A 22636-nucleotide genomic window follows, 5' to 3' on the forward strand; every position below is an offset into this window, starting at 1 on the left:
AACGCTCTAGCTCTTCGGACAGCCAAGCCCTGACGGGGCCGGCACTTTCAATTTCGATGTGGCCAAGGCTGTGACAACGAGCTGGCTGTCAATCCGCGTCACGCCCGGGACATCCATTGCCGCCTGCTGGGCCAGCTGCTTCATGTAATAACTTGGAACAGTCCCCTGCAGTGTCACAACTCCTGCGCTTGTTGAGACCTGAAGGCCACTCAGTGGTTGACGGCCCGTGGCCAGCAGAGAACGTTTGATCCGCGCCCGCAGCACGATATCCGCATCGTCGAGGCGATGTCTCACCTGTTCATTCGAGGACAGGGTGAAGTGTCTCTCTCTCTGCAGGAAGTCCGTTTCCTTTCGTCGAGCCGATTGCGATTCGGCAGCTAAATTTGCAGACATGGGGCTCGATCTCATGTTCAATGGAGGGGCGGGCAGCGCCAATACGGGCGAAAAGCTCTCTCGACCTGGCGGATGACTTCACGTCCCGACCTGGAGTTCGGGGAGGGCTTGCGCGCAGACCGGAGTTCCTTTTCAAAAAGGAGTACCTCAAAGCGAGCACCGAATTCCGAGAATTGCCCTCCTGGTGTTGCTGAAAGTCGACATTCCGCCCAGCCCTACTTGAATTTCCAGCTCTGCCGGATCTGACGATGGTGAGATTCCATCACTTTGACGGGAGTGTTGAGTGATTCCTACAGTGGGTGGCCGGTGCTGTTCCCCTTCCCATCACGTGATCCCGATCTATGCCGCTCTTCTGGACAGAACTCGACTATCTGCTGGGGCTCATCCTGTGGAGCCTGGGGCTGTTGGCTCTCGCCGGTCTGCTCGTCAAGCGGCGTCAGCAATGGCGTCGACGACAACTGCTGACACGGGGACGCTCCGTGCTGTTGGGAAGTCTTCTGGCCTGCTGGAGCCTGCTGGCCCTGGTCACCTGTCTGGAGTGGGTCTTTGTCCTGGCGGTCGACCATTCCGATGCCTTCAACGGAACCAACGTCTCCAAACGCTGGTACCGCCGATTTATGGATGCCAATCGCAACGATGATGGCTTTCGCGACCGGCACACGCTCGCCGAGCCGACTCCCGATGGCGTCAGGCGGCTGATCGTCTTCGGAGACAGCTATGTCGCCGGGCACGGTGTCCGGAACATGGATGACCGGTTCACAGAGCGCCTCGAACGCGATTTCAATCGGGACGGGAAGTTCCACGTTCGTGTCCTGAATGTCGGGGAGCCGGGATACGAGGTCTCGCTGATTGAAGGACTGATGCAGGCCGTGATCCAGAAGAAGATTCCGGCCGACGTCTTCCTGTATTGCTACATGCTCAATGATATCGAAGGCTACGATCCTCGCACCGAGGAGTATCTGCGCGAAGTGAATCAGCAGGCCCCGACCAATCCGCTGATCACGAAAACGTATTTCCTCAACTGGGCCTATTTTCGCTGGCAGCAGACCCGCACGCGGGGGGTCGTCAATTACTTTCCGAATCTGGAAGATGCCTACAGCACGAAAGCCTGGACCAATGTTGCCGGCGCGCTGGAGCGGATGCGGGTCCGCTGCGAGGCGGCCAATATCGAGTTCCGGATGGTCCTCTTTCCGTTCATGCAGAATCTGGGTCCCGACTACAACTTCCGGCCTGTCCACCAGCAGCTCATCGACTGGTGCAAAGCACATGATGTCCCCGTGCTCGACATGGAGCCGCTGCTTTCTGCACATCATCGCGAAGGCTTGCACGCGAATGCGTTTGATGCCCATCCCAATGAATACGCCCACAAGCTGATCGCGGACGCGATTTTCGAATGGCTCAAGGATGATCCCCGACTTCAGGGCGAGGGAGCCGCAGCGGAAGCACCTGCCATCCGAAACTGAAGGACCGCGAACAGTCGTCCCCGTTTACAGAAACTCGCTGACAACCGTGTCCGCCAGAAACCGGCCTTCGCGTGTCAGCCGTACCCGGCCATCCCCCTCAGCGAGCAGGCCCGTTTCCAGAAACCCGTCATAAGCAACCGGAGCAAGGGACCGCACATCGGTTCCGTGCCGCTGCTGGAAACGCTGAGTTTCAATGCCGCGAATCTGCCGCAGACCGAGCAGCACCGCCTCACGAGCCCGGTCTTCCGGGGAAAGTTCTTCTCGTTGTTGCACGGGAGACTCCCCGCGTTCCACACGCTGCAGCCATCCTGTGACACTGCGAAAGTTTGTCGAACGGACATGCCCCAAATAGGCTGCAGACCCGGGGCCGAAGCCGAAATACGGTTCGGCTTCCCAGTAGACCTTGTTGTGACGACAGGCAAATCCCGGCTGCGCGAAGTTCGAGAGTTCGTACTGTTCGAATCCCTGTTTCGGCAACCAGTCCATTCCTTCTGCATACATCTCCCGTTCCAGCTCTTCCGGAGTCTGCAGCAGAACACGCTGCTCCCGGCGGGTCCAGAACGCGGTCCCTTTTTCGAAAGTCAGTCCATAGGTCGAGAGATGTTGTGGCTGCAGGGCAACAGCGGCTCGCAGCGTTGACTGCCAGCTCAGGAATGACTGGTCGGGCACTCCAAAAATCAGATCGATCGACACATTGTCGAAACCGTGCGACCGCAGGTTCTCCACGACCTGAGTGACAATTTCGGGAGAGTGTGCCCGTTCCAGGATCTGCAGATCCGCGGGCGAGAACGACTGTACCCCGAGACTGATGCGGTTGATTCCGAAGTCCCGTAGCACCTGCATTCGGTCCCTCGTGAGCCCGTCCGGATTGCACTCCATGGAGAACTCTCCTCCCGCTTGCAGAGGCAGCCAGCGCTGGAGAATCGTGAGTAACCGCTGCAGCTGTTCCGCATCCAGATAGCTCGGTGTTCCGCCACCGATAAACAGGGTCTTGACAGGTTGAGGTTCCCTGAGTGTCGTCAAAATTTCCCGTTCGAGACAAACCAGATACGCGTCGATGAGATCATCACGACCGGCGATGACGGTGAAGTCACAATAGCCGCAGCGATGCACGCAAAAAGGGACATGCACATACGCAGCGGCGGGGAGAGCAGGAGGCAATGACATGAACTCAGCGATGTGATTTCAGGATTTCCGCGTCAGGCGACGGGGTGGAGTGTAACAGAGGAGCGAGCCAGCGTTTCACAAAGGGACTGGCCGTATAGCCGAAATGGCCGGCAAAATTCCGGGTCTTCCAGAATTCGAGCCGGTAGGGGATATCGATCACCCGCTCCGCATCTTCCGGTCGAAGGGGGCGCCGACGAGTTCCCAGAAAGCCGATTCCCGGTCGATGTCGGCGATCGATTGTCCCCGCCAGTGTGGTGAACAGACCAATGACGAACCAGTCCCCCCAGGAATGGAAATTATAGATCTTGCCCGTCACATTGCGCAGTGGGGCGGCCAGATCATACCTGCGGGAGACAGCCGCACCGAGCAGAATGGCATTGCTGACGAGCGGCTTTGGCAGTGCTGCAAGCGTGTAAAGTGCCATCCCGCCCCCTCCCGAATGCCCGATCAGATGGACCGGCCGATGGGGGTACTCTTCGTGATAGGCCTCAATGCGAGCCACAATTCTTGAGGTCTGTTCCGTGTGCCGCTTCCGGGATCGCAGATTGTTCAGAAGAAAAAACGGCCCGCGAGTCCAGTCAATCACTTCGATCGCGAAGGGAATATCCGCCTGCAGTAGACCCCGGACGACGCTGCGATCGAGCCAGTTCGCGCCATCGATTCCCGGGAGCACGATGACGTACCCTGTGCGCAGACGGTCGGCGGTCATCAGAGGATCGTTAGAACAGAACAAGGGGCTCTCGCCTTTTCTCAGGAAACCGCCGGGAAAGTGTCTGGTTCATCATCGATCCACCAGAGGGGAGACCCCACCGGCTCACCACCAATCATTTCTGGAGAAAGTCGGATCGCGTGCAGCGCGGGGGGAACGGCGGCCGTCACCCAGCATCCGGTGCGCTGCCGAACTCCACGCCCCAACCGCCGTGACCATTCCCAGGCCATCCTGCCCATCGTCCACCGGGCATTGATGTCCTGCAGGGGCCTCCACCAAACGCCGTCCTGATGGCGATACGACATCGCATCAATGCCGACAGGACCAGAATATCCGAGTGACTGCATCTCCCGGCAGACGCGACGCTGCACATCGACCACCGCTTGCAATTCGACGGTCTGCTCTTTCAGCTCGCCATGGCACCGTGTGCCGAAATACTGGCCCCGCGCGTCGCTCAGCAATTCGGTGATGGCTAGCAGAACCGGTTCACCCGTGGCAGGAAGCTGCCACTGCAGCCCCCATTCCCGAACCCGATTGAGCAGCGGTTCGAGCATGAACCCACCCTCGCTGCGGACGGTTCGTTCCATCCACCGCAGCGTGGTCTCATCAAAAGCCGATCCAGTTCCCCGGATCTGCCCGCGGCCCGATTGACCGAAATTCGATTTCAACATCCAGCCCGAATGCAGGGCTTCACGGCAGTGCAACCACTCCTCCGCGGCATCCGGGCTGCTGATAAAGGCTGCTCCTTCCGGCTGGAGTCCGACAGCCTCTTCCATTTCATGGGCGAACTGACGCGAATTCACCCGCCAGACACTCTGCGGGGCTGGCCAGTCGACTGAAATTCCCAGACGCAGTGCCATCTGCCGCATCGGTTCACTAAATCCCCACGGAACGACTTCCGTCGCAGAGGCCTGTTCCAACCGCCCGGGTTCAATCTGTCGAACTTCGATTCCCGTAAGCTGCTGCAGCCGTTGCCATTCCCCATCAGCAATCAGCTCAGGAACCAGCAGTTCATCCCCCGCTTCGGCCACTCCCAGCCAGACAAACGCCTGTTCCGCAAGAAACCGCCGAACCGGACGCGAGGGATTGAAGCCTGCCTGACGCTCCTGCTCGAAAGTAAAATTGGGAACGAAGAGGCGGGACATGCAGGTCGCTGATGCAGAGGACAAAAGCAGTCGGCAACTGGAACGAATTCTCCCGCACACTATAACATGGGATCAGGCCAATTGGTTCTGCGTGTGCATCGCGCTGTCGGTGGACTGAGAGAATGTCCTGCCGGCGGGAGTTCGCACAATCGGGATTCCGCATGATCGAATCCGGAGGTCCCGATGGCAGGACAAGTTCACCCAAACACGACGATCCCGGGAATGAGGTTCTGTTGCAATCGCCCCACTATGATGCCGTGCTGATCGTCTCGTTTGGCGGTCCGGAAAAGCGGGAAGACGTCCTTCCGTTTCTGGAGAATGTGCTGCGCGGGAAGCCTGTTCCGCGAGAACGCCTGCTGGAGGTGGCAGAGCATTACTACCACTTCGATGGCTATAGCCCGATCAATCAACAGGTCCGCGAATTGATCGCCGCACTGGAAACCGATTTCCGCGCTTATGGAATCGAAGTGCCGATCTACTGGGGGAATCGCAACTGGTCGCCGCTGCTGACCGAGACGGTCGAACAGATGAAGCAGGATGGGATCCGCTCCGCCATCGCTTTTGTCACGGCGGCATACAGTTCTTACTCCAGCTGTCGCCAGTACCGTCAGAATATCGTCGATGCACGCCACGCTGTCGGTGAGGCGGCCCCCGTCATCGACAAGATCAGGGTCTTCTACAATCATCCCGGTTTTATCGCAGCCAATGCTGATCGGGTGCAGGAGGCGATTGACAGACTCAGCCCCGACGAACGGCATCGTTTTCAACTTGTCTTCACGGCCCACAGCATTCCGCTGTCGATGGCGAACGAATGTCGCTATGTGCAGCAGCTGGAGGAGTCGTGTCGACTTGTCGCGGAAAGCCTGCAGGTGGAGAGGGACCGATGGAAGCTGGTCTACCAGAGCCGTAGCGGTCGTCCGGAAGATCCGTGGCTCGAACCGGACATCGGCGACTACCTCGAGTCGCTGGCAGACGCCGGAAAGACATCGGTGGTAATCATGCCGATCGGCTTTCTGTCGGACCACATGGAGGTGCTGTTCGATCTGGATGTCGAGGCGGTCGAAGACTGTACCCGACTCGGACTGGAAATGGCTCGTGCGGGAACAGTCGGGACGCATCCCCGCTTTGTTTCGATGGTGCGGGAACTGATTTGCGAACGGCTGTTTGCAGACAGTCCGCGACAGGCCATCGGTCAGTATGGCCCGGGTTGGGATGTCTGCCCGGAAGGCTGCTGCCCGGCGCCCACGCGCGGAAGTCGGCCGGGAACCGCCCGCAGCTGAGACGGGGGACATTGTCACCCCCTTTTGGAGTCGCCCGCGTTTGCACCTTAAGGCCGCATCCCTCGGGACCGGAAAGTTGGCCTGCCAAGTCGTGGGCGCACGATGTCATCCGGCGGAGTACCGGCCGACATCGTAACTCTCGCGATGATCAATTGCTCTACGGCAGCTTGGTAGCTCCCATCAGATAGCGATCACACTCCCGCGCACATTCGCGGCCTTCATTGATCGCCCAGACGATGAGCGATTGTCCCCGTCGACAGTCACCCGCGGCGAAGACACCGGGAATACTCGTCGCGTATTTCCCGTAGTCCGCCTGAAAATTGGACCGCTTGTCGGTCGCCAGTCCCAGTTGCTCGGCGATGACCTGTTCCGGTCCCCGGAATCCGAGGGCCATAAAGCAGAGGTCGGCCGGCCATTCCTTTTCGGAACCGGGGATCACAGTAAACGGAGTCCCATTGCCCGACGGCTTGGTCCAGTCGACGTTCACGGTCTTCATGGCAACGAGATTGCCGTTCGAGTCGCCAATGAATTCCTGCGTCTGAATGCTGTATTCGCGCGGGTCATCCTTCAGGGTCTTCTTCGGATCGCCGGCGTAGTCGAACCGGGCTGCGGCTTCGGCATGGCCATAGTCGACACGATGAATCCGCGGCCACTGCGGCCACGGATTGTTGGCAGCGCGCTCTGCGGGTGACTGGGGAACGATTTCAAAGTTGACGATGCTCTTGCAACCATGACGAACGCTGGTGCCGAGGCAATCGTTCCCGGTATCTCCCCCGCCGATGACAATCACATGCTTCCCCTTGGCGGAGATGTAACGGCCATCTTCCAAGTTGGAATCGAGCAGGCTCTTGGTGTTCCCATGCAGGAACTCCATCGCCATGTGAATTCCCTTCAGCTGGCGGCCGGGGGTCTTGGCGAAGAAGTCATTAGGGACCGTCGCACCGGTGGCGAGAACCACAGCGTCAAACTTCTCCATCAGTTCGCGGGAATGAATGTCCTTGCCGATTTCCGTATTGGTGACGAACTTCACCCCTTCTTCTTCGAGCAGCTTGATGCGGCGTTCCACAATCCACTTTTCGAGCTTCATGTTGGGAATGCCGTACATCAGCAGTCCCCCCAGCCGATCGGCGCGCTCATAGACGGTGCAGGTGTGACCCGCCGAGTTCAGCTGCGCCGCAGCGGCCAGTCCCGCCGGGCCGGAGCCGACAATCGCCACCTTCTTGCCGGTCCGCTGACGGGGAGGATTCGCCTTGACCCAGCCTTCCGCAAAGCCGCGATCGATGATGTTCTTTTCGATGGTTTTAATCGCCACCGGCGGATCATTGATGCCCAGTGTGCAGGACCCCTCGCAGGGTGCGGGGCAGACCCGTCCTGTGAACTCGGGGAAGTTGTTCGTCTTGTGGAGACGGTCAAGGGCTTCCCGCCAGTCATTGTGATAGACGAGGTCGTTCCACTCGGGAATCAGATTGTGCACCGGGCAACCGGCCGCCATTCCAGCCATCAGGTCGCCGGTGTGGCAGAACGGAATCCCGCAATCCATGCAGCGGGCTCCCTGCTGCTGCAGGATCGGCAGGTCGATCTTTTCGGCGAATTCGTTCCAGTCCCCGATCCGCTCGAGCGGATTGCGTTCTCGGGCGACCTGGCGGGGAAACTCGAAAAATCCGGTTGGCTTACCCATGACAACAACTTCTTTCAAACGCGAACAATACGAACGAACCAACCAACAGACCGTGTGCACTCGCTGACGCTGCGTGCACTGGCTGTCGTTACGGCACGATTTCAGTCACAGCAGCTTCCTTCATGGCTGCGGCCTTCAGTTCCGCCAACGCCCGCTTGTAGTCACGAGGCATGACCTTCACAAACTGCGGCAGTCGCGACGCCCAATTCTCGAGGATGTCTCCCGCAATCGCCGACCCGGTATACAGCTGGTGGCGTTCCAGCAGGGTTTTCAGTTCGAGAATGTCCTCATCCTCTTCCACCGGTTCGAAGTCGACGAGCTCGAAGTTCGTATTCAACCGGAGTTCATCCAGATCCGGAGCGAAGACGTAAGCGATGCCGCCGGACATTCCGGCTGCAAAGTTCCGTCCCGTTGGTCCCAGCACCACCGCGCGGCCCCCGGTCATGTATTCCAGACCGTGATCGCCGACACCTTCCACCACGGCCGTTGCTCCGGAGTTCCGCACGCAGAACCGCTCAGCCGCAATTCCGCGGAAGTACGCTTCGCCGGAGGTCGCTCCGTACAGGGCGACGTTGCCGATCAGAATGTTTTTCTCGGGAGCGAAACTGCTTTCGGCGGGCGGATAGACGATGATCTTGCCGCCCGAGAGACCTTTGCCAACGTAGTCATTGGCGTCGCCGATGACTTCTATCGTCACCCCTTTGACCGCCCACGCCCCCAGCGATTGCCCGGCCGATCCCTGGCAACGGAGCCGGATCGTATCTTCCGGCATTCCCTGTGGCCCCCAAACCTTCGAAATCTCGTGGCTGAGGGTCGTGGAGAAGGCTCGGTCGATGTTCTGGATGTCGACATCCAGCAGCAGCGGCTCGGCAGTTTTAATCGTCTCCTTGCAGCACGGAATCAGCAACGTCTGGTCGAGCGTCTCTTCCAGAGCATGGTTCTGCGTCCGGGTGCAGTAGGTGCCCGCGTTCGGATAATGGCTCGTGGCCTTGGTCAGCACTCCCGACAGGTCGAGGTTGCGTGCCTTCCAATGGTCGATGTCGGAGTTCCACTCCAGCACGTCCGCGCGGCCAACCATCTCGTTAATCGTGCGGAATCCGAGCTCAGCCATGATCTGACGGGCATCCTCAGCCACCATAAACAGGTAGTTGATGACGTGCTCCGGCTGACCGCTGAACTTCTTCCGCAGCTGCGGATCCTGAGTGGCGATCCCGACCGGGCAGGTGTTGAGATGGCACTTGCGCATCATGATGCAGCCGATGGTAATCAGCGGCGCGGTTGCAAAACCGAACTCTTCGGCTCCGAGCATGCACGCGATCACCACATCACGGCCGGTCTTGATCTGGCCGTCCGTTTCCAGGCGAACACGGCTGCGCAAATCATTCTTGACGAGCGTTTGATGGGTTTCCGCAATGCCCAGCTCCCAGGGGAGCCCGGCATGCTTGATCGACGTCAGTGGCGATGCGCCGGTTCCGCCCCCGTCACCGGAGACGAGAATTTTCTCGGCATGTCCTTTGGCCACACCAGCCGCGATGGTGCCGACCCCGACTTCCGATACCAGCTTCACGCTGACCCGGGCGGAAGGGTTGGCGTTCTTCAGGTCGAAAATCAGCTGAGACAGGTCTTCGATCGAGTAGATGTCGTGATGCGGCGGCGGACTGATAAGTCCCACCCCCGGTGTCGACATCCGTGTGGCAGCCACGATCTTGTCGACCTTGTGACCGGGGAGTTCTCCCCCTTCACCGGGCTTGGCCCCCTGTGCAATCTTGATCTGCAGTTCGTCGGCATTGGTGAGATACCACGATGTCACGCCAAAGCGACCGGATGCGACCTGTTTGATGGCGGAGCGCTTGCTGTCGCCGTTCGGCAGCGGGGCGAACCGTTCATAGTCTTCTCCCCCTTCGCCGGTGTTGCTCTTGCCGCCGAGTCGATTCATGGCAATGGCCATCGTCTCATGCGCTTCCGCCGAGATGGAGCCATAGCTCATCGCACCCGTGCAGAACCGCTTGACGATCTCGCTCGCCGATTCCACTTCGGACAGCGGAACGGAAGCACGTCCGGACTTGAATCGCATCAGTCCGCGCAGAGTCCCCTGCCGCTGATTGCTCTCGTTCACGAGATGGGCAAACCGCTTGTAGGCATCCAGGTCGCCGTTGCGGGCTGCCTGCTGAATTTCGGCGATCGTATAAGGATTCCAGCCATGTTTTTCACCGGCATGTCGCCAGTGCACCAGCCCCATGTTCGGCAGAACGGGGAGTTCGCGGCTTTCGTTGCGAGTCGGGAAACCGAGTTCGTGCCGACGCAGATGCTCTTCTGCGAGGATCTCGAAGTCGATTCCCCGAATCCGGCTGGCTGTGCCGCGGAAGCACTTGTCGATGATTTCAGGAGAGATGCCGAGGGCTTCGAAGATCTGCGCGCCTTTGTAGGACTGCAGAGTCGAGATCCCCATCTTGCCCATCACCTTGAGCATTCCCTTGCTGACCCCCTCGCGGTAGGTCTGCACGATCTTCTCTTCGGAGTAGTCACCGTTGAGGTGGCCATGCCCGCGGGCATCGCGCATCGCCTCAAAGGCGAGATACGGATTGACCGCATCAGCCCCATAACCTGCCAGCAGGCAGAAGTGATGGACTTCCCGGGCCTCGCCCGATTCCAGAATCAGACCGATCCGGGTCCGCAATGCCTTGCGAATCAGGTGATGATGCACAGCTCCGCAGGCCAGCAGCGAACTGATGGCGACCCGATCCGGACCGTTGTTCCGATCGGAAAGGACCACGAGCCCATAGCCTTCGGCAATCGCCTGCTCCGCTTCTTCGCAGATCCGGTCCAATGCGGGGAGCAGCCCCTTGGTCCCTTCGGACTTGGCCCAGGTGGCATCGATGGTTCGGGTCTTCCAGCCGCGATACCCCTTCAATTCCTTGATCGCAGCCGTCTCTTCATCAGTCAGAATTGGATGCGGCACCCGCAGCCGGTGGCACTGCTCTTCCGTCGTCTCGAGCAGGTTTCCTTCCGGGCCGATGTAGCATTCCAATGACATGATGACCTCTTCGCGGATCGAGTCGATCGGCGGGTTGGTCACCTGTGCGAACAGCTGCTTGAAATAGTCGTACAGCAATCGGGGCTGATCCGAGAGACAGGCGAGCGATGCATCGTCTCCCATCGAATAGATCGGGTCCTTCTTGGCATTCACGAGTGGCAGCAGCATGAACTGCAGCGTTTCCGTGGTGTAGCCAAAGGACTGCATCTGCTTGAGCAGTGCTTCCCCTTCGATTTTCGGACGGTCCCCATCTTTCTGTGTCCAGTAGTCGACGAGATCTTTCAGTTCCATCCGCTGCCGCTTCAGCCACTCGGCATAAGGGCGACTGCGGGCGACTCGCGACTTCAGCTCGTCATCGGGGATGAGTCGGCCTTCCTGGAAGTCAACGAGGAACATCTTGCCCGGCTGCAGACGACCCTTGGTTTTGACCGTGGCCGGGTCGATTTCCAGCACACCGACTTCACTCGCCATGATCACTCGATCATCATGAGTTACGTAATAGCGGCTGGGTCGCAGGCCGTTGCGGTCGAGGCACGCACCGATGAAACGGCCGTCCGTAAACGACACGCTGGCGGGGCCATCCCAGGGTTCCTGCAGTGCTGAGAAGTATTCGTAGAACGCGCGTTTGTCCTCCGACATGGCATGGTGATTCTGCCACGCTTCGGGAATCATCATCATCATCACTTCCTGCAGCGTGCGGCCGGAGTGATAGAGCATTTCCATCGCGTTGTCGAAATTGCCCGAGTCGCTGCAATGTTTTTCGATGATGGGGAACAGCTTCTTCAGGTCATCGCCGAACAGCTCGGAATTCATCGCTCCCTGACGGGCGAAGATCCAGTTGCTGTTTCCTTTAACGGTGTTGATTTCCCCGTTGTGAGCCATGAACCGCAGCGGCTGTGCCCGGTCCCACGAAGGGAACGTGTTGGTGCTGAATCGACTGTGGACCATCGCCAGATGCGACTCATAGTCTTCATCGGCGAGGTCCGGGTAGTACGGCAACAGCTGCGCCGGGGTCAGCATCCCCTTGTAGACGATAATGCGGGTCGACAGCGTACAGATGTAGAACTCGAGGGCGTGCGGATGGTCGCTCATCCGGATGCGATGGCTCGCCACTTTCCGAATGATGAAGAGTTGCCGTTCCAGCGCATCCTGAGACAGACCATCTGCCGCGCCGATCAACAGCATCTGCATATCCGGTTCGGCTCCCCGCGCAGAGGGACCGATATCGGCTTCGTCGGGGCGCTGCGGCACATCGCGCCAGCCCAGCAGCTTCTGCCCCTGCTCGGCGATCAGTCTGTTGACGATTCCCTTAAACTCTTCCCGTGCGGACTCCTCCTTGGGAAGAAAGACAATGCCCGCCCCATACAGCCCCTTCGAGGGAAGATCGATCCCGAGTTCCTGACGGGCGACTTTCCGCAGGAACTTGTCGGGAAGGGCGGTCAACATCCCTGCGCCGTCCCCGGTATTTTCTTCGCAGCCACAGGCTCCCCGGTGCGTTACGTGCCGGACAATCCGGTCGGCGTCGAGCACGATCTGGTGTGATGGGACACCTTTGATATTCGCGACGAACCCCACGCCACACGAATCATGTTCGTAGTCGCTGGAGTAAAGTCCGTGATCTTCGGGAAAGTCGGTGAGCTTCTTCATGACGGGACTCTTCCGTACAGAGACTGCCGGTGGACGTCTTGCCGACCGCAGTCCGATTCAGGAATTCAACGGGTTGTAACAGGGACAGGAGCCGAAAACTGCTGTCCATGTTCAGGGACAACCGGGCAAGTGCCCGGCTGACCGGAGACGACTGGATCGCAAGCTCCTGAGAGTGCGATTCGCGGCAGGGAGTATCTCCCACACCGCATCTGGATTTGACTCGATTCAGAGAAACAGGCCGCCGGGACAGAACCGTCAGACGATTCCACCCGCCGCCCGCTGCCGTGTAATACTGGCCCCGTCATCCCCCGCATCTTCATGGAGCAACTCCACGAATTTCTCTGCGGCGCGCGACAGGTGTTTATGACGTTTGTGAATGATGCCCATCGGGCGAACGAACTCCACATTCGAAAAATGTGCTGCGTGCAGCGTCCCGAATTCCAGCTCACGGCGCATGGTGGAAAGCGGAAGAATGGCGACACCCAGATCGATCTCGACAGCCCGCTTGATCGTCTCCACGTTGTCAAACTGGTGAACGACCTTCACGCTGACGTCCGCACTTTTCAATAATTTTTCCGTCTTCCGGCGAATGGTCAGGTCGGCCGTGAAAGCCACGAAATCGAGCCCGTCGATTTCTGACAGAGCCACGGCGGCTCGACCGGCGAGCGGGTGCTCCGGAGCAACTGCCAGCACCATCTCCTGCACCTGCCAGGGAATCGAGCCAATTTCACCGCCATCGCGGGGAAACGACATAATTCCCAGATCAATTTCATCTCTCAGTAACCGGGCGTAAATCTCGTCAGGCCGCGAATAGTCGAGGTGAAGTTCCACATCCGGGTGTTCTTCCCGCATCCGCCGCACATAGGACGACATCTGCAGGAGACCGACCGAATAAATCGAGGCGACACGCACCTTTCCAGTCACCCGACCGCTGAACTGATGCACGGCATCTTCGATTTCGCGGTACTCTTCCAGCCATTTCTGGCACCGCTCGTAAAAAACTGCTCCTGCCGCTGTCAGTTCGATCGGCCGCTGCGACCGGTCCACCAGCATCACACCCAGGTCGTCTTCCAGCTGCTGCAGCGCCTGACTGACGGCTGGCTGTGAAATCTGCCGTGCCGCCGCCGCTTTCGAAAAGCTGCGGTGGCTCGCAATGGCACAGAAGATTTCGGTGTTTCGAAGGTTCACGGGTGAGATAAGTTTTTCAAATAGATCGTCCAGCACTCGATAATCGCAACAGTCTAAATGTCGGTTGATGGGTCGTCAAGATACCCGGGACCTGTCGCAAAAATGCACATCCCAGACGAACCTCCGGAAGGCCACTGACATATTTCAAGGAAAATAGAGGGGCCAAGTTTTTTCGAGGGGGAGGTCCGTCGGTTTTCCTAACGCCCGTCAGCCGCTCCCCAGTGAGGTGAAGCCCTGCACACGGATCGCCGGGACGCTCCACCACTCACTCCTTGACGGACGAAAATCGTCGTTAGAATGCCGCCATGAATGACACGCTCGTGGTGGGACTTGAGGTCCATGTTCAGCTTCTGACAAAGACCAAGATCTTTTGCGGCTGCCCAAACCGGTTCAATCCGGACGCTCCCAATACTCAGACCTGTCCGGTCTGTCTGGGGCTCCCCGGATCGCTGCCGGTCATGAATCAGACTGCATTCCGGCTCGCTGTCCGGACCGCTCTCGCCCTGAATTGCGAGATTGCCCCCTTCACCAAATGGGATCGCAAGCAGTACTACTACCCGGACCTCCCGAAGGGCTATCAGATCAGCCAGTACGATCTTCCCTTCAGCCATTCCGGCTGGCTGGAAGCGACTCGCGAGGATGGGACGCGGAGCCGCGTCCGGATTCTTCGCGCTCATCTGGAAGAAGATGCCGGCAAGAACATTCACGATGAATCGGGTCGCGGAGCGGACAGTCAGGTCGACCTGAATCGCGCGGGGACTCCGCTGCTGGAAATCGTGACACAGCCTGATATCCGCTCGGCAGCGGAAGCGAAATCCTTTCTGGAGGAAATGCACCTGTTGCTGACGTTCCTTGGCGTTTCCGACTGCAACATGCAGGAAGGGAGCCTGCGTTGCGACGCCAACGTCAACCTGCATGTCCAGCAGAATGGGCTAACGGTCGCCACTCCCATCGTCGAGATCAAAAACCTGAATACGTTCCGGGGTGTTGAGGCGGCGATCACTTACGAAGCCGAGCGCCAGCGGCAGGAATTCCAGAAGACCGGCCGAAGACTCGGTGACCCCGGAGTGGAGAAAGAAACCCGCGGCTGGGACGCGCAGCGCAATCTGACCTTCGCCCAGCGTGGAAAAGAAGAAGCATCCGACTACCGCTATTTCCCTGATCCCGATCTCCTGCCGGTGACGGTCTCTCAGGAGCTGCTCGAGGAAATCCGTTCCCAGATCAGCGAGCCCCCCGCGCGGCGCCGGGATCGGTTCCTGACGGATCTGGGGCTGTCGGCCTATGACGCCGGGGTGATCGTCAATCAGGGGCCCGCCTTTGCCGACTACTTCGAACAGGTTGCGCAGTTATGCGGCGACGGCAAACAGGCTGCCAACTGGGTGACCCAGGATGTGCAGCGAGAACTGAACGATCGACGAATCGAAATCGGCGAGTTCGCACTCGATGCGGAAATCCTCGGCGGACTGCTGAAGCGGGTGAACGACAAAGTGCTCACAGTCAAAGGGGCTCGGGAACTGTTCACCGCGCTCCTCGCCGAGTCCGATGAGGACCAGATTCCGACCGTTTCCCGAATCGATGAGCTGATCGAAGAAAAGGGGCTGCGGGCAGTTTCCGACACCGGCGCGCTCGATGCCGCCGTGGCAGCCGCAATCGCGGAAAGCCCGAAAGCAATCGAAGACTTCCTCGCCGGCAAGCAACAGGCCCTCGGGGCCATTATTGGCAAGGTGATGAAACAGGTCCGGGGGGCGGACGCCAAGGCGGTCCGGGAACTGGTGATCTCCCGAATTCAGAGCTGAATCGGCAATCTCCACGCGAGATCGCCAGACTGGCCAGCCCGCGGAATCGGTCACGATGTGGCGTTAATGAGCGGCTCCTCCCGTTTTTTTACGAAACCCCCTATTTCGACCGGGGTTGAAATCCGGGGGGATTCGGAACACGTCCACGATTCGACGGGGGTGTGAATCTGAATCGGGCAGGGGAGCCCTGAAAGTCTGAGAGACGACGAATCCTTCTCCCGCATTTAGAGTTATCACTTCTCGAGGAGAAAATTCATGCTACGGAAGTCGCGGTGGGTTGTTGGCTTCACAGCCTTGATGGTCTGTTCGACCGCTTTTGCACAGCCGGACGGAGAAGGACGCGGCCCCGGTGGGGGAGGACGGTTCCGCCAGGGTGAAGGCGGACCCGGGCAAGGGGGAGGCCGCCGTGGGGGCATGGGAATGGGGATGGGGATGGGAGGACGGATGGGAGGGGGCCAGACATCCCTCCTGCAGCTGTCGACCATGGACCCCGTTCAGACCGAACTCGGCCTGACTGATGAACAGAAGACCAAGCTCGATGCCCTGACTGGCGAACTTCGGGAAAAACTTCGCGGCCAGATCTCGACTGATATTCCCTTGGAAGAACGTGCCCAAAAGGTCACCGAAGGCTTCCGGCAGATTTCCGCCGAATTCAAATCCAAGCTGCCGGACTTCCTGGACGATGTCCAGATCAAGCGGTTGCAGCAAATCTTTGTGCAGGTTCAGGGAACCCAGGCGCTGGAAGATCCCGACGTCGTTGCGGCCCTCAAATTGACGGACGACCAAAAGGAGAAAATCTCCGCCGCTAATAAAGAGTACAACCAGAAGGCGGCAGAATTGTTCCGGGGACTGGCGGGAGGTCCGGGGGGCGGACGTGGCCCCGGCGGACGCGGTCCGGGGGGCGGTGGCCCAGGTGCAGGGGGACCGGGTGCCGGAGAGCGGGGCAATGGCAACGAGCGTACAGCCGCATTGCAGGAAGTGGCCGAAAAGCGTGAAGCACTGAATACTGAACGTGAAAGCGCGATCAATGGCATTCTGACTGCCGAGCAGAAGACGGCTTTTGAAGACCTGAAGGGGGAAAAATTTGATACCAGCACCATCCGTCAGGGTGGGGGGTTTGGTGGAGGCCGCGGGGGCTTCCCCGGGGGCGAACGCCGCCAGCGACCAGACGGTGAACGCCGTCCGCGTCCCGAAGGGGAACGCCCCAATCGCCCCGACGTCTAATGACTTCTGATCGAAGCGTGCCTGTTGTCTTCAAGCCCAGCGATGCTGGCCATCGTCATCGTGCTCTGTTGACAGCGCGTCAAGGAATCGGCACCGCTCAGCGGTTCGGCGGACACGTGGTCAAAGTCGAGGATTCCGTCAGACATGCATCTCAAGAAAACGCCCTGGATCACTCCGGGGCGTTTTTTTTCGAGCGCCGGATGTCGCCTGGGGTCTTCGTTTGTAAGAATTCATGAGCCCGCGTGGAGAGCATTGCAGAAGTCTGGGAGAATACGGGATCGCGTCACAGATGCAATTCGCCCTGGACTTTGACAGACTGAAAGTCCCCCGCAGAAAAATCAGGCCAGGGTCGATTGACTGCGGGTTGCCCTTTCCGTTGTCAGTTCGTCCTGTGGCCACCCAGGAGCGTCCCAAGATGTCCGTCGTGCGAATGACCGCCTGCTTTGTCATCGTGTTGACGTCTTCGGTTTGGAGCCAGCCCCCGCAGCGGGCTGCGACGCCCAAGGCAGGCAGCTTCGAAATTGCGTTCACGATTAATGATCATCAGGCGGGCTGGCTGCAACTGGTCAATGAACCGGCCGTGCTCGCGGACCTGCAGGGGACTGAAGACCAACGGATGCAGCTGCGACTCCTTTATCGTGAAATGCGCGGGGTCTTGGCTGACATTGCGGGAGACCAGACTCAGGCGTCATTGGAAGTTCGCCGCGCGGGGCAGGTCTTGCTGATTCAGGAATACCGTCGGCTCGATGCGGAGTACAAAATCAAAGTGCACAGCGTGCTGGACGAAAAGCAGTTGAACCGACTACAGCAGATTCGCTGGCAGGCTTCCGGTCCTTTCGCCCTGGAAGATCCCGAGTTGGCGAAGCGACTGGGACTGACCGAACAGCAACAACAGGAGTTCCAGCGGATCAAAGAAGAAATCGACGAAGAAAAACGCCGCCTGACCCGGTTCGCACCCGATTCGAATGGACGCGATCAGGGCGTACAAGACTTCCAGGCGGCTTTGCTCCGGCGGGCAGAACTCCTCAAGGAACGTGACCAGAAGCTCTATGGCATCCTGACACCACCTCAGCAAGCTCTTTACGTCGGACTGCTCGGCGAACCTTTTGATCTGACCACGCTACGGGGGATTCCGGTGCAGCGCCGCATCACCGAAACGAAGCCTTAAGTGTCGCGAGGGCGATGCTGGGGGAGAACATTTCTTTCGGTTCCAGCGCAGTACAGTCCACTGCGGGGCTGAGTCACAGAGAAGGCAACAACGGAAAAGTCATTCTGCATGACTCTTGAAGTGGAGGCTATTGTCAGGATGTGACGGTGCGGTCGCTTCGTCGCACAACACGCTGCAGATAGGCCACAAACTCCGGATCTTCCCCTCGCAGAAGCTGTGGGAGCGCGAGTACAAACTCTTCTCGTCGACTCCATTCCCGCATGTAGTCTTCCCAGGATTGCCAGCGGCGCAGCTGGTCCGGAGTCATCGAATCATCGTAGAGCAGCAGATAGGCCCGCTCGAAGAGAGAAATCAGCATGCTGAAGATGATCAACATCCGCTCTTTTTGCTCGGGCGTCAGGTCCGGCATCTGGTTCGCGGAGAAGAGTCGCAGGTCAGGATTGTCGAGGGCAACCTTCAAAAAGTCCTGATAGTTATCCGACAGGAGCTGATAGACCTCCTGTTCTTCGTTGTCACGCTCTTTGCGCTGCTCGTAAACGAATATGATAATGGCCATCGGCAGTCCGATGACGGTGACGACATAACTCAGCAGTTCCCACAACTCCATCGCCATCGACCACCCCGTTACCCCAAGGTGTCTCATCTGTCTCCCGGACTGCGGCCCCTGATCTCCACCAAATTCTAATTGCCCGCATTATTTTCCACAGCGGGGGCAAAGTCTGGAATGACCTGCTCGGCAGGCATCTCTCCCGCCGAGTCTCCACCTCGGGCCGTTTCATCAAGCGGAAGTTCTTCGGAGTACGAAGACTCTTGCGGACGAACAATCGGAGCGGCTTCCCGTTCCAGAGAAGCCCACCAGATCGCTCCCGCAATGCCCATCACAATCACCAGCAGCAGCACAATCCCCTTGCTGTCCAGATAGAACGGAAGTCGCTGCTTTTTGCGAGCACCGTTGTCGACAACCTGATCGGGGCGATGAACCGGAGGGAGGCGACGGCCAGTGCGGCCGGAAGTTCCCAAAGTGGGGTGCGAGTCCGAAGAGAGTCGGGCAGCGCCACCCCGCTGCAGGAGTTGCCGGGGACCGGTGCCCCCCCTCTCTCCCGCAGGGCGTCGCGGGGAACGGTTGACGATCGTCGGAGCGGAACCGGAATCTGCCGTGGCGACCTCTCCGGATCCCGACGGATCGGCAGTCCCTCCGTCATCGTTGAACATGGCGAGTAAATCAACCGCGTCGCTGCCCCGCATCAAGCCGTCGCTTTGAAGGTCTTCCAGTAACTGCAGCGGGGTCTGATAGCGCTGGTCTTTCTTTTTGGCCATCATGCGGTGAATCACGGCCACGACCGCTTCGGGAATCCGGTCGTTCAGGAGCCGGGGATTCGGTAGCGGCGCTGAAACATGGGCCCCGAGCTTGTTGGTCACACTCCCTTCCGGATAGGGTGGGGAGCCTGTCAGCATGTGATACCACGTGCAGCCCAGCGAATAGATATCACTGCGGATGTCGGCCGCTTTGCTGTTGGTCGCCTGTTCCGGTGACATGTAGTCGACCGTGCCGACAGTGGTGCCATCGCGGGTGATCGTCGTGTCGAGCGTATCATCAATCGACCGCGCCAGCCCCATATCCGTCACCTTGACCGTCCCATCCCGGGCGATCATCAGGTTAGAGGGTTTGATATCGCGGTGAACGATGTTTTTTTCATAGGCGTGCTGGAGCGCCTCGGCGACCTGCCGCACGATTTCGAGTGACCGTTTGACGGACAGCACCCCCCGCTTCCGCATCCACTCAAGAACGTCGACACCGTCCACGTATTCGAGGGCCAGAAACAAGTAGCCATCTGCCTGGCCGGACTCGTAGACGTTGACGATATTCTTGTGCTGCAGCACGGCAGCAGCCTGTCCCTCCGCTTTAAAGCGACGGACGAGTGTCGGATTGGTGGCCCGGTCCTTCGCGAGGACCTTCAGGGCGACAGTCCGTTTCAGGTCATCGTCGACAGCGAGATAAACGATCCCCATCCCGCCAATGCCCAGTTGGCGCTCGATGCGGTATTTCCCCAGCTGACGCAAGGCGCCTGGACTGGCGGCAGTGCCCGGTTTGGGCGTGGGAGGGGAGCCTGTCATGCCAACTGCTGTCACGGACTGGGGAAAGGACGCCGGGAGCAGAGTTTTCTAAAGTTGATCGTCCCGCCGACGAACCCGGGTTCTTCCACTGAGGAACGGTCCACTATAAGTGGATCAGTTCCCCAGGGTCAAAGCAACTGCCGATGGCGTGAACAGTCGCGTCAAATTCCAGCCCCGAATGACATGTCCTGCGGTGTGTGCATGTTGCACGAGCTGTGCAAGTTCTGAGGAAGCTTCAGTTTCCGGTTGCCAAGGCAGGGAGTCACCGTTGTCCTCGCAGCAGCCGCACGAGGGGCATTCATCCCGACGGGTACACGATTACTCAGGCTGAGCGGTCGCTTCCACCGTTTGGGTGTAGACAGCCGGGTCAATCGGCTCAAAGGCTGCCTGTTGAGGATGGATTGGTGCCGGCCGGGCGTGTTCCACGGTGACGGTCGGGCTGCCCGGACGACGGGCACTGACCGGACGCAGTTCCCCAGTCGCCAGCATCTGTCGCAGCGTCTGCAGCAAATCCATTCGTTGAGAGCCATCCACTGTCACCAGAGACACATCATGGACCACATAATGCTGTCCTTCGCGGATCAGTTTAATTTGAGCGTTGGTTTCGCCGTCACTCGTCTGCACGTTCACCCCGACGTCCGTCGCGGAAATGCTGACCACTTCAGCCAGCAGCGGATGCACGACCTGTTGAATCAGCTCGGGCGGTTCCGCCAGCTGCTTCCAGACGATGCGGTCAAGCCCATCGGCGGAGGTGAGGATCAGTTTGTTCAGATCCCGCCGGTGAACTGCTGCCGCGAAAGCGTGAACCGAGAGCAGGGCTTCCAGATTTGCCTTGAGTGAGGTAGGACGATTCAGCGAAGGAATGATGACATCATCGACCGACATCCAGCCCCGTGCGGAGTTCAAGACGAGGGTCATGGGGGTCTCTCCCTGGGCAATCGTCACCTCGGACACCTGTCCCCGGAATACCGTCGCAAGGATTTCGGGCTCGCCGGGGGCGATCACGGGGTCGGGCATCACGGCAAAGTGAGAAGCTTCGGGGCGCATCCAGACCCGATCTTTAAAATCGCTGGTCGACAGCTGGTTCAGGCGGGCGACATCGCGATCCCGGAGGGCAGCGATATACAGCCGCACGACATCGTGCGCCAGAAACATCGCCGACATCCGCTTGACTTCGTTGCCGTCCGGTTCGAACAGCGTGACCTCGTCCACAAGGATCTCTGCCTGACCTTTTGTGCCGTTGGCAAGCGCGACCTCTTCAGGTCTCAGAGTCAGCATGAAGGTCTCTTTGCCATTTCGCAGCAGCAACTCGGTCCGTTCCGTGCTTTGTGCCGGATCCGTTCCCTGTCGGCCAAACTGGCGGGCTTCGTAGGTCTCCGCGAGCATCCCTTCCACAGGCAGCGGGATCTGTTTCAGATCGGCGACGGCAAGGCATTGTTTGTAGAAGCTGCTGGTCGCCACCGATTGCAGGACGTCCCGATCGCCGCTGGCATAACCGTTCAGGAAGGTGGCCGCCTGATTGAGAGCTTTCGACATCTTGGAGATCGAGCGGATGCCGACACCATCTTTGCTGCTCGGTTCGAGTGCCAGATCGTGCAGACGCCATTCCTCATTTTCACGACGCATGTCCAGATACAGGCTCCCGTTGGAGCTGGGAACGATCACCGAAGCCTGAGACCCTTTCAAACGGGCGTCGGGCTTGAAAGAAGCTCCTTTGCTGGTTCCCACGATGTCCTTGGACATGCGGTCGAGCCACACGGGCGGCAACGAGGCCAGCGAAGATTTCAGACTGTCGTCGCAGAACTTCAACTGTTCTTCACGTTCTCCCGTACGCCAGCGAATGAGCAACTCACGACAGGTGAGCAGCAGGTCCATCTGTTCGGTCACCGAGCGTTCCACGAGGACTCCGCCGCCGGAGTCCTGCTTCATGATGATGTCATCAACAACCCATTTTCCGGACTTCGAGTCTTTGATCAGGCGATACTCGATCTCTTTGGTTTTGTTCTTCTCACCGATCTTGGCGATCACTTTGCGCTTGCCGTCCGGGAGGGTTTCGTCGCTGACAATTTCGTCCACTTTGCCGACGGGCAGCTTGAGAACCTTCAGCCCTTTGAGGGCGTCATCCTGACGGAGGGCCTTTTCCTCGAAGTCGGCGGAGGTCGACTTTTTCAGTTTGTCGAGATCCTGTTCCTCAAGGCTTTTGGCAAACTGCTCGATCGCCTGCTTGGCAAACAGACCTGCGCAGCCAGGCAATGTGACAGCCAAGGCCAGACTGAGGCGAATCCACGGCGAGAGGCGGAACATCATGTTCATCTCGTGACGGGTCGGATGGAAACAGACGGGCACCCGGAGGCGCTCACTGTCGCAGGAGGAAATGAAAGGATGAAATCAATCAACGGAGAATGAAGGGACTGGACTTCTCGCAAAGTGCCCGCAACTGGTCAACCCGTGGAAACTTCATCTGAGGTGAAAAACGGGCCCTTTTGCAGTCCGATTTGCGCTCAATCAGGGGCAAAATCCTCGTGAATCCCTGAAAAACCGCTCTGGACATGATTCCGGCGATCCGTATACTCCCCGCGCCTCATCGATCGGCAGGTTTGGCCGAACAGTTCCTGCTGATGGCTGGCTG

General features: G+C 59.0%; 15 protein-coding genes. 5 read left to right on the top strand and 10 right to left on the bottom strand.

Features of this window, described 5'->3' with window-relative positions; translation table 11 throughout:
* Positions 1-6: 6 nt before the first annotated feature.
* Positions 7-393 (bottom strand): BON domain-containing protein, encoded by a 387-nt coding sequence (locus SH664x_RS11590; protein ID WP_437201065.1) that lies wholly within the window; start codon positions 391-393, stop codon positions 7-9.
* 341 nt (positions 394-734) lie between these two features.
* Between SH664x_RS11590 and SH664x_RS11595 the strand changes: the two genes are divergently transcribed.
* Positions 735-1856, top strand: a complete 1122-nt coding sequence (locus tag SH664x_RS11595; protein ID WP_437201067.1) for an SGNH/GDSL hydrolase family protein — start codon at positions 735-737, stop codon at positions 1854-1856.
* A 24-nt stretch (positions 1857-1880) separates the two neighbouring features.
* Here the strand turns inward: SH664x_RS11595 and hemW are convergent, their stop codons facing one another.
* Genes hemW through SH664x_RS11610 form a run of 3 tightly spaced genes read right to left on the bottom strand, consistent with a single transcriptional unit; the run spans position 1881 to position 4877 of the window.
* Positions 1881-3023, bottom strand: a complete 1143-nt coding sequence (gene hemW / locus SH664x_RS11600) for a radical SAM family heme chaperone HemW (RefSeq protein ID WP_437201069.1) — start codon at positions 3021-3023, stop codon at positions 1881-1883.
* Positions 3024-3027: 4 nt separating this feature from the next.
* Positions 3028-3732 (bottom strand): alpha/beta fold hydrolase, encoded by a 705-nt coding sequence (locus SH664x_RS11605; RefSeq protein ID WP_437201071.1) that lies wholly within the window; start codon positions 3730-3732, stop codon positions 3028-3030.
* Between the two features lie 41 nt (positions 3733-3773).
* Positions 3774-4877 carry a hypothetical protein gene (locus tag SH664x_RS11610; protein WP_437201073.1) on the bottom strand — a complete coding sequence of 368 codons (1104 nt, stop codon included), beginning with the start codon at positions 4875-4877 and terminating at the stop codon, positions 3774-3776.
* 161 nt (positions 4878-5038) lie between these two features.
* On the opposite strand from SH664x_RS11610, the gene SH664x_RS11615 reads away from it, so the two are divergent.
* A complete protein-coding gene (locus SH664x_RS11615; RefSeq protein ID WP_437201075.1) occupies positions 5039-6157 on the top strand; it encodes a ferrochelatase in 1119 nt (372 codons plus the stop codon).
* 157 nt (positions 6158-6314) lie between these two features.
* On the opposite strand, the gene SH664x_RS11620 is transcribed toward SH664x_RS11615, so the two are convergent.
* The 3 genes from SH664x_RS11620 to SH664x_RS11630 all read right to left on the bottom strand — a co-directional run bounded on the left by SH664x_RS11620 (position 6315) and on the right by SH664x_RS11630 (position 13704).
* Complete coding sequence (locus SH664x_RS11620) at positions 6315-7835, bottom strand: glutamate synthase subunit beta (RefSeq protein WP_437201077.1); 1521 nt, start codon at positions 7833-7835, stop codon at positions 6315-6317.
* Between the two features lie 88 nt (positions 7836-7923).
* Positions 7924-12516 carry a glutamate synthase large subunit gene (gltB, locus tag SH664x_RS11625; protein WP_437201079.1) on the bottom strand — a complete coding sequence of 1531 codons (4593 nt, stop codon included), beginning with the start codon at positions 12514-12516 and terminating at the stop codon, positions 7924-7926.
* 255 nt (positions 12517-12771) lie between these two features.
* Positions 12772-13704, bottom strand: coding sequence for a LysR family transcriptional regulator (locus SH664x_RS11630; protein WP_437201081.1), 933 nt, complete (start codon positions 13702-13704; stop codon positions 12772-12774).
* Positions 13705-14009: 305 nt separating this feature from the next.
* Between SH664x_RS11630 and gatB the strand changes: the two genes are divergently transcribed.
* The 3 genes from gatB (at position 14010) to SH664x_RS11645 (ending at position 17892) form a co-directional block, all read left to right on the top strand.
* A complete protein-coding gene (gene gatB / locus SH664x_RS11635; RefSeq protein ID WP_437201082.1) occupies positions 14010-15500 on the top strand; it encodes an Asp-tRNA(Asn)/Glu-tRNA(Gln) amidotransferase subunit GatB in 1491 nt (496 codons plus the stop codon).
* 255 nt (positions 15501-15755) lie between these two features.
* Positions 15756-16724 carry a hypothetical protein gene (locus SH664x_RS11640; protein ID WP_437201084.1) on the top strand — a complete coding sequence of 323 codons (969 nt, stop codon included), beginning with the start codon at positions 15756-15758 and terminating at the stop codon, positions 16722-16724.
* A gap of 415 nt (positions 16725-17139) precedes the next feature.
* A complete protein-coding gene (locus SH664x_RS11645) occupies positions 17140-17892 on the top strand; it encodes a hypothetical protein (protein ID WP_437201085.1) in 753 nt (250 codons plus the stop codon).
* 133 nt (positions 17893-18025) lie between these two features.
* On the opposite strand, the gene SH664x_RS11650 is transcribed toward SH664x_RS11645, so the two are convergent.
* The 3 genes from SH664x_RS11650 to SH664x_RS11660 all read right to left on the bottom strand — a co-directional run bounded on the left by SH664x_RS11650 (position 18026) and on the right by SH664x_RS11660 (position 22314).
* Positions 18026-18535: a hypothetical protein gene (locus SH664x_RS11650; RefSeq protein ID WP_437201086.1), complete on the bottom strand. Its 510-nt coding sequence runs from the start codon at positions 18533-18535 to the stop codon at positions 18026-18028.
* A gap of 38 nt (positions 18536-18573) precedes the next feature.
* Entirely contained in the window at positions 18574-20007 is a 1434-nt protein-coding gene (locus tag SH664x_RS11655; RefSeq protein ID WP_437201087.1) for a serine/threonine-protein kinase, read from the bottom strand.
* A 318-nt stretch (positions 20008-20325) separates the two neighbouring features.
* Positions 20326-22314 carry a hypothetical protein gene (locus SH664x_RS11660; protein ID WP_437201088.1) on the bottom strand — a complete coding sequence of 663 codons (1989 nt, stop codon included), beginning with the start codon at positions 22312-22314 and terminating at the stop codon, positions 20326-20328.
* Between the last annotated feature and the right edge of the window lie 322 nt (positions 22315-22636).

Origin of the sequence: Planctomicrobium aquicomposti (assembly GCF_051466325.1) — a bacterium.
Lineage (GTDB): Bacteria > Planctomycetota > Planctomycetia > Planctomycetales > Planctomycetaceae > Planctomicrobium.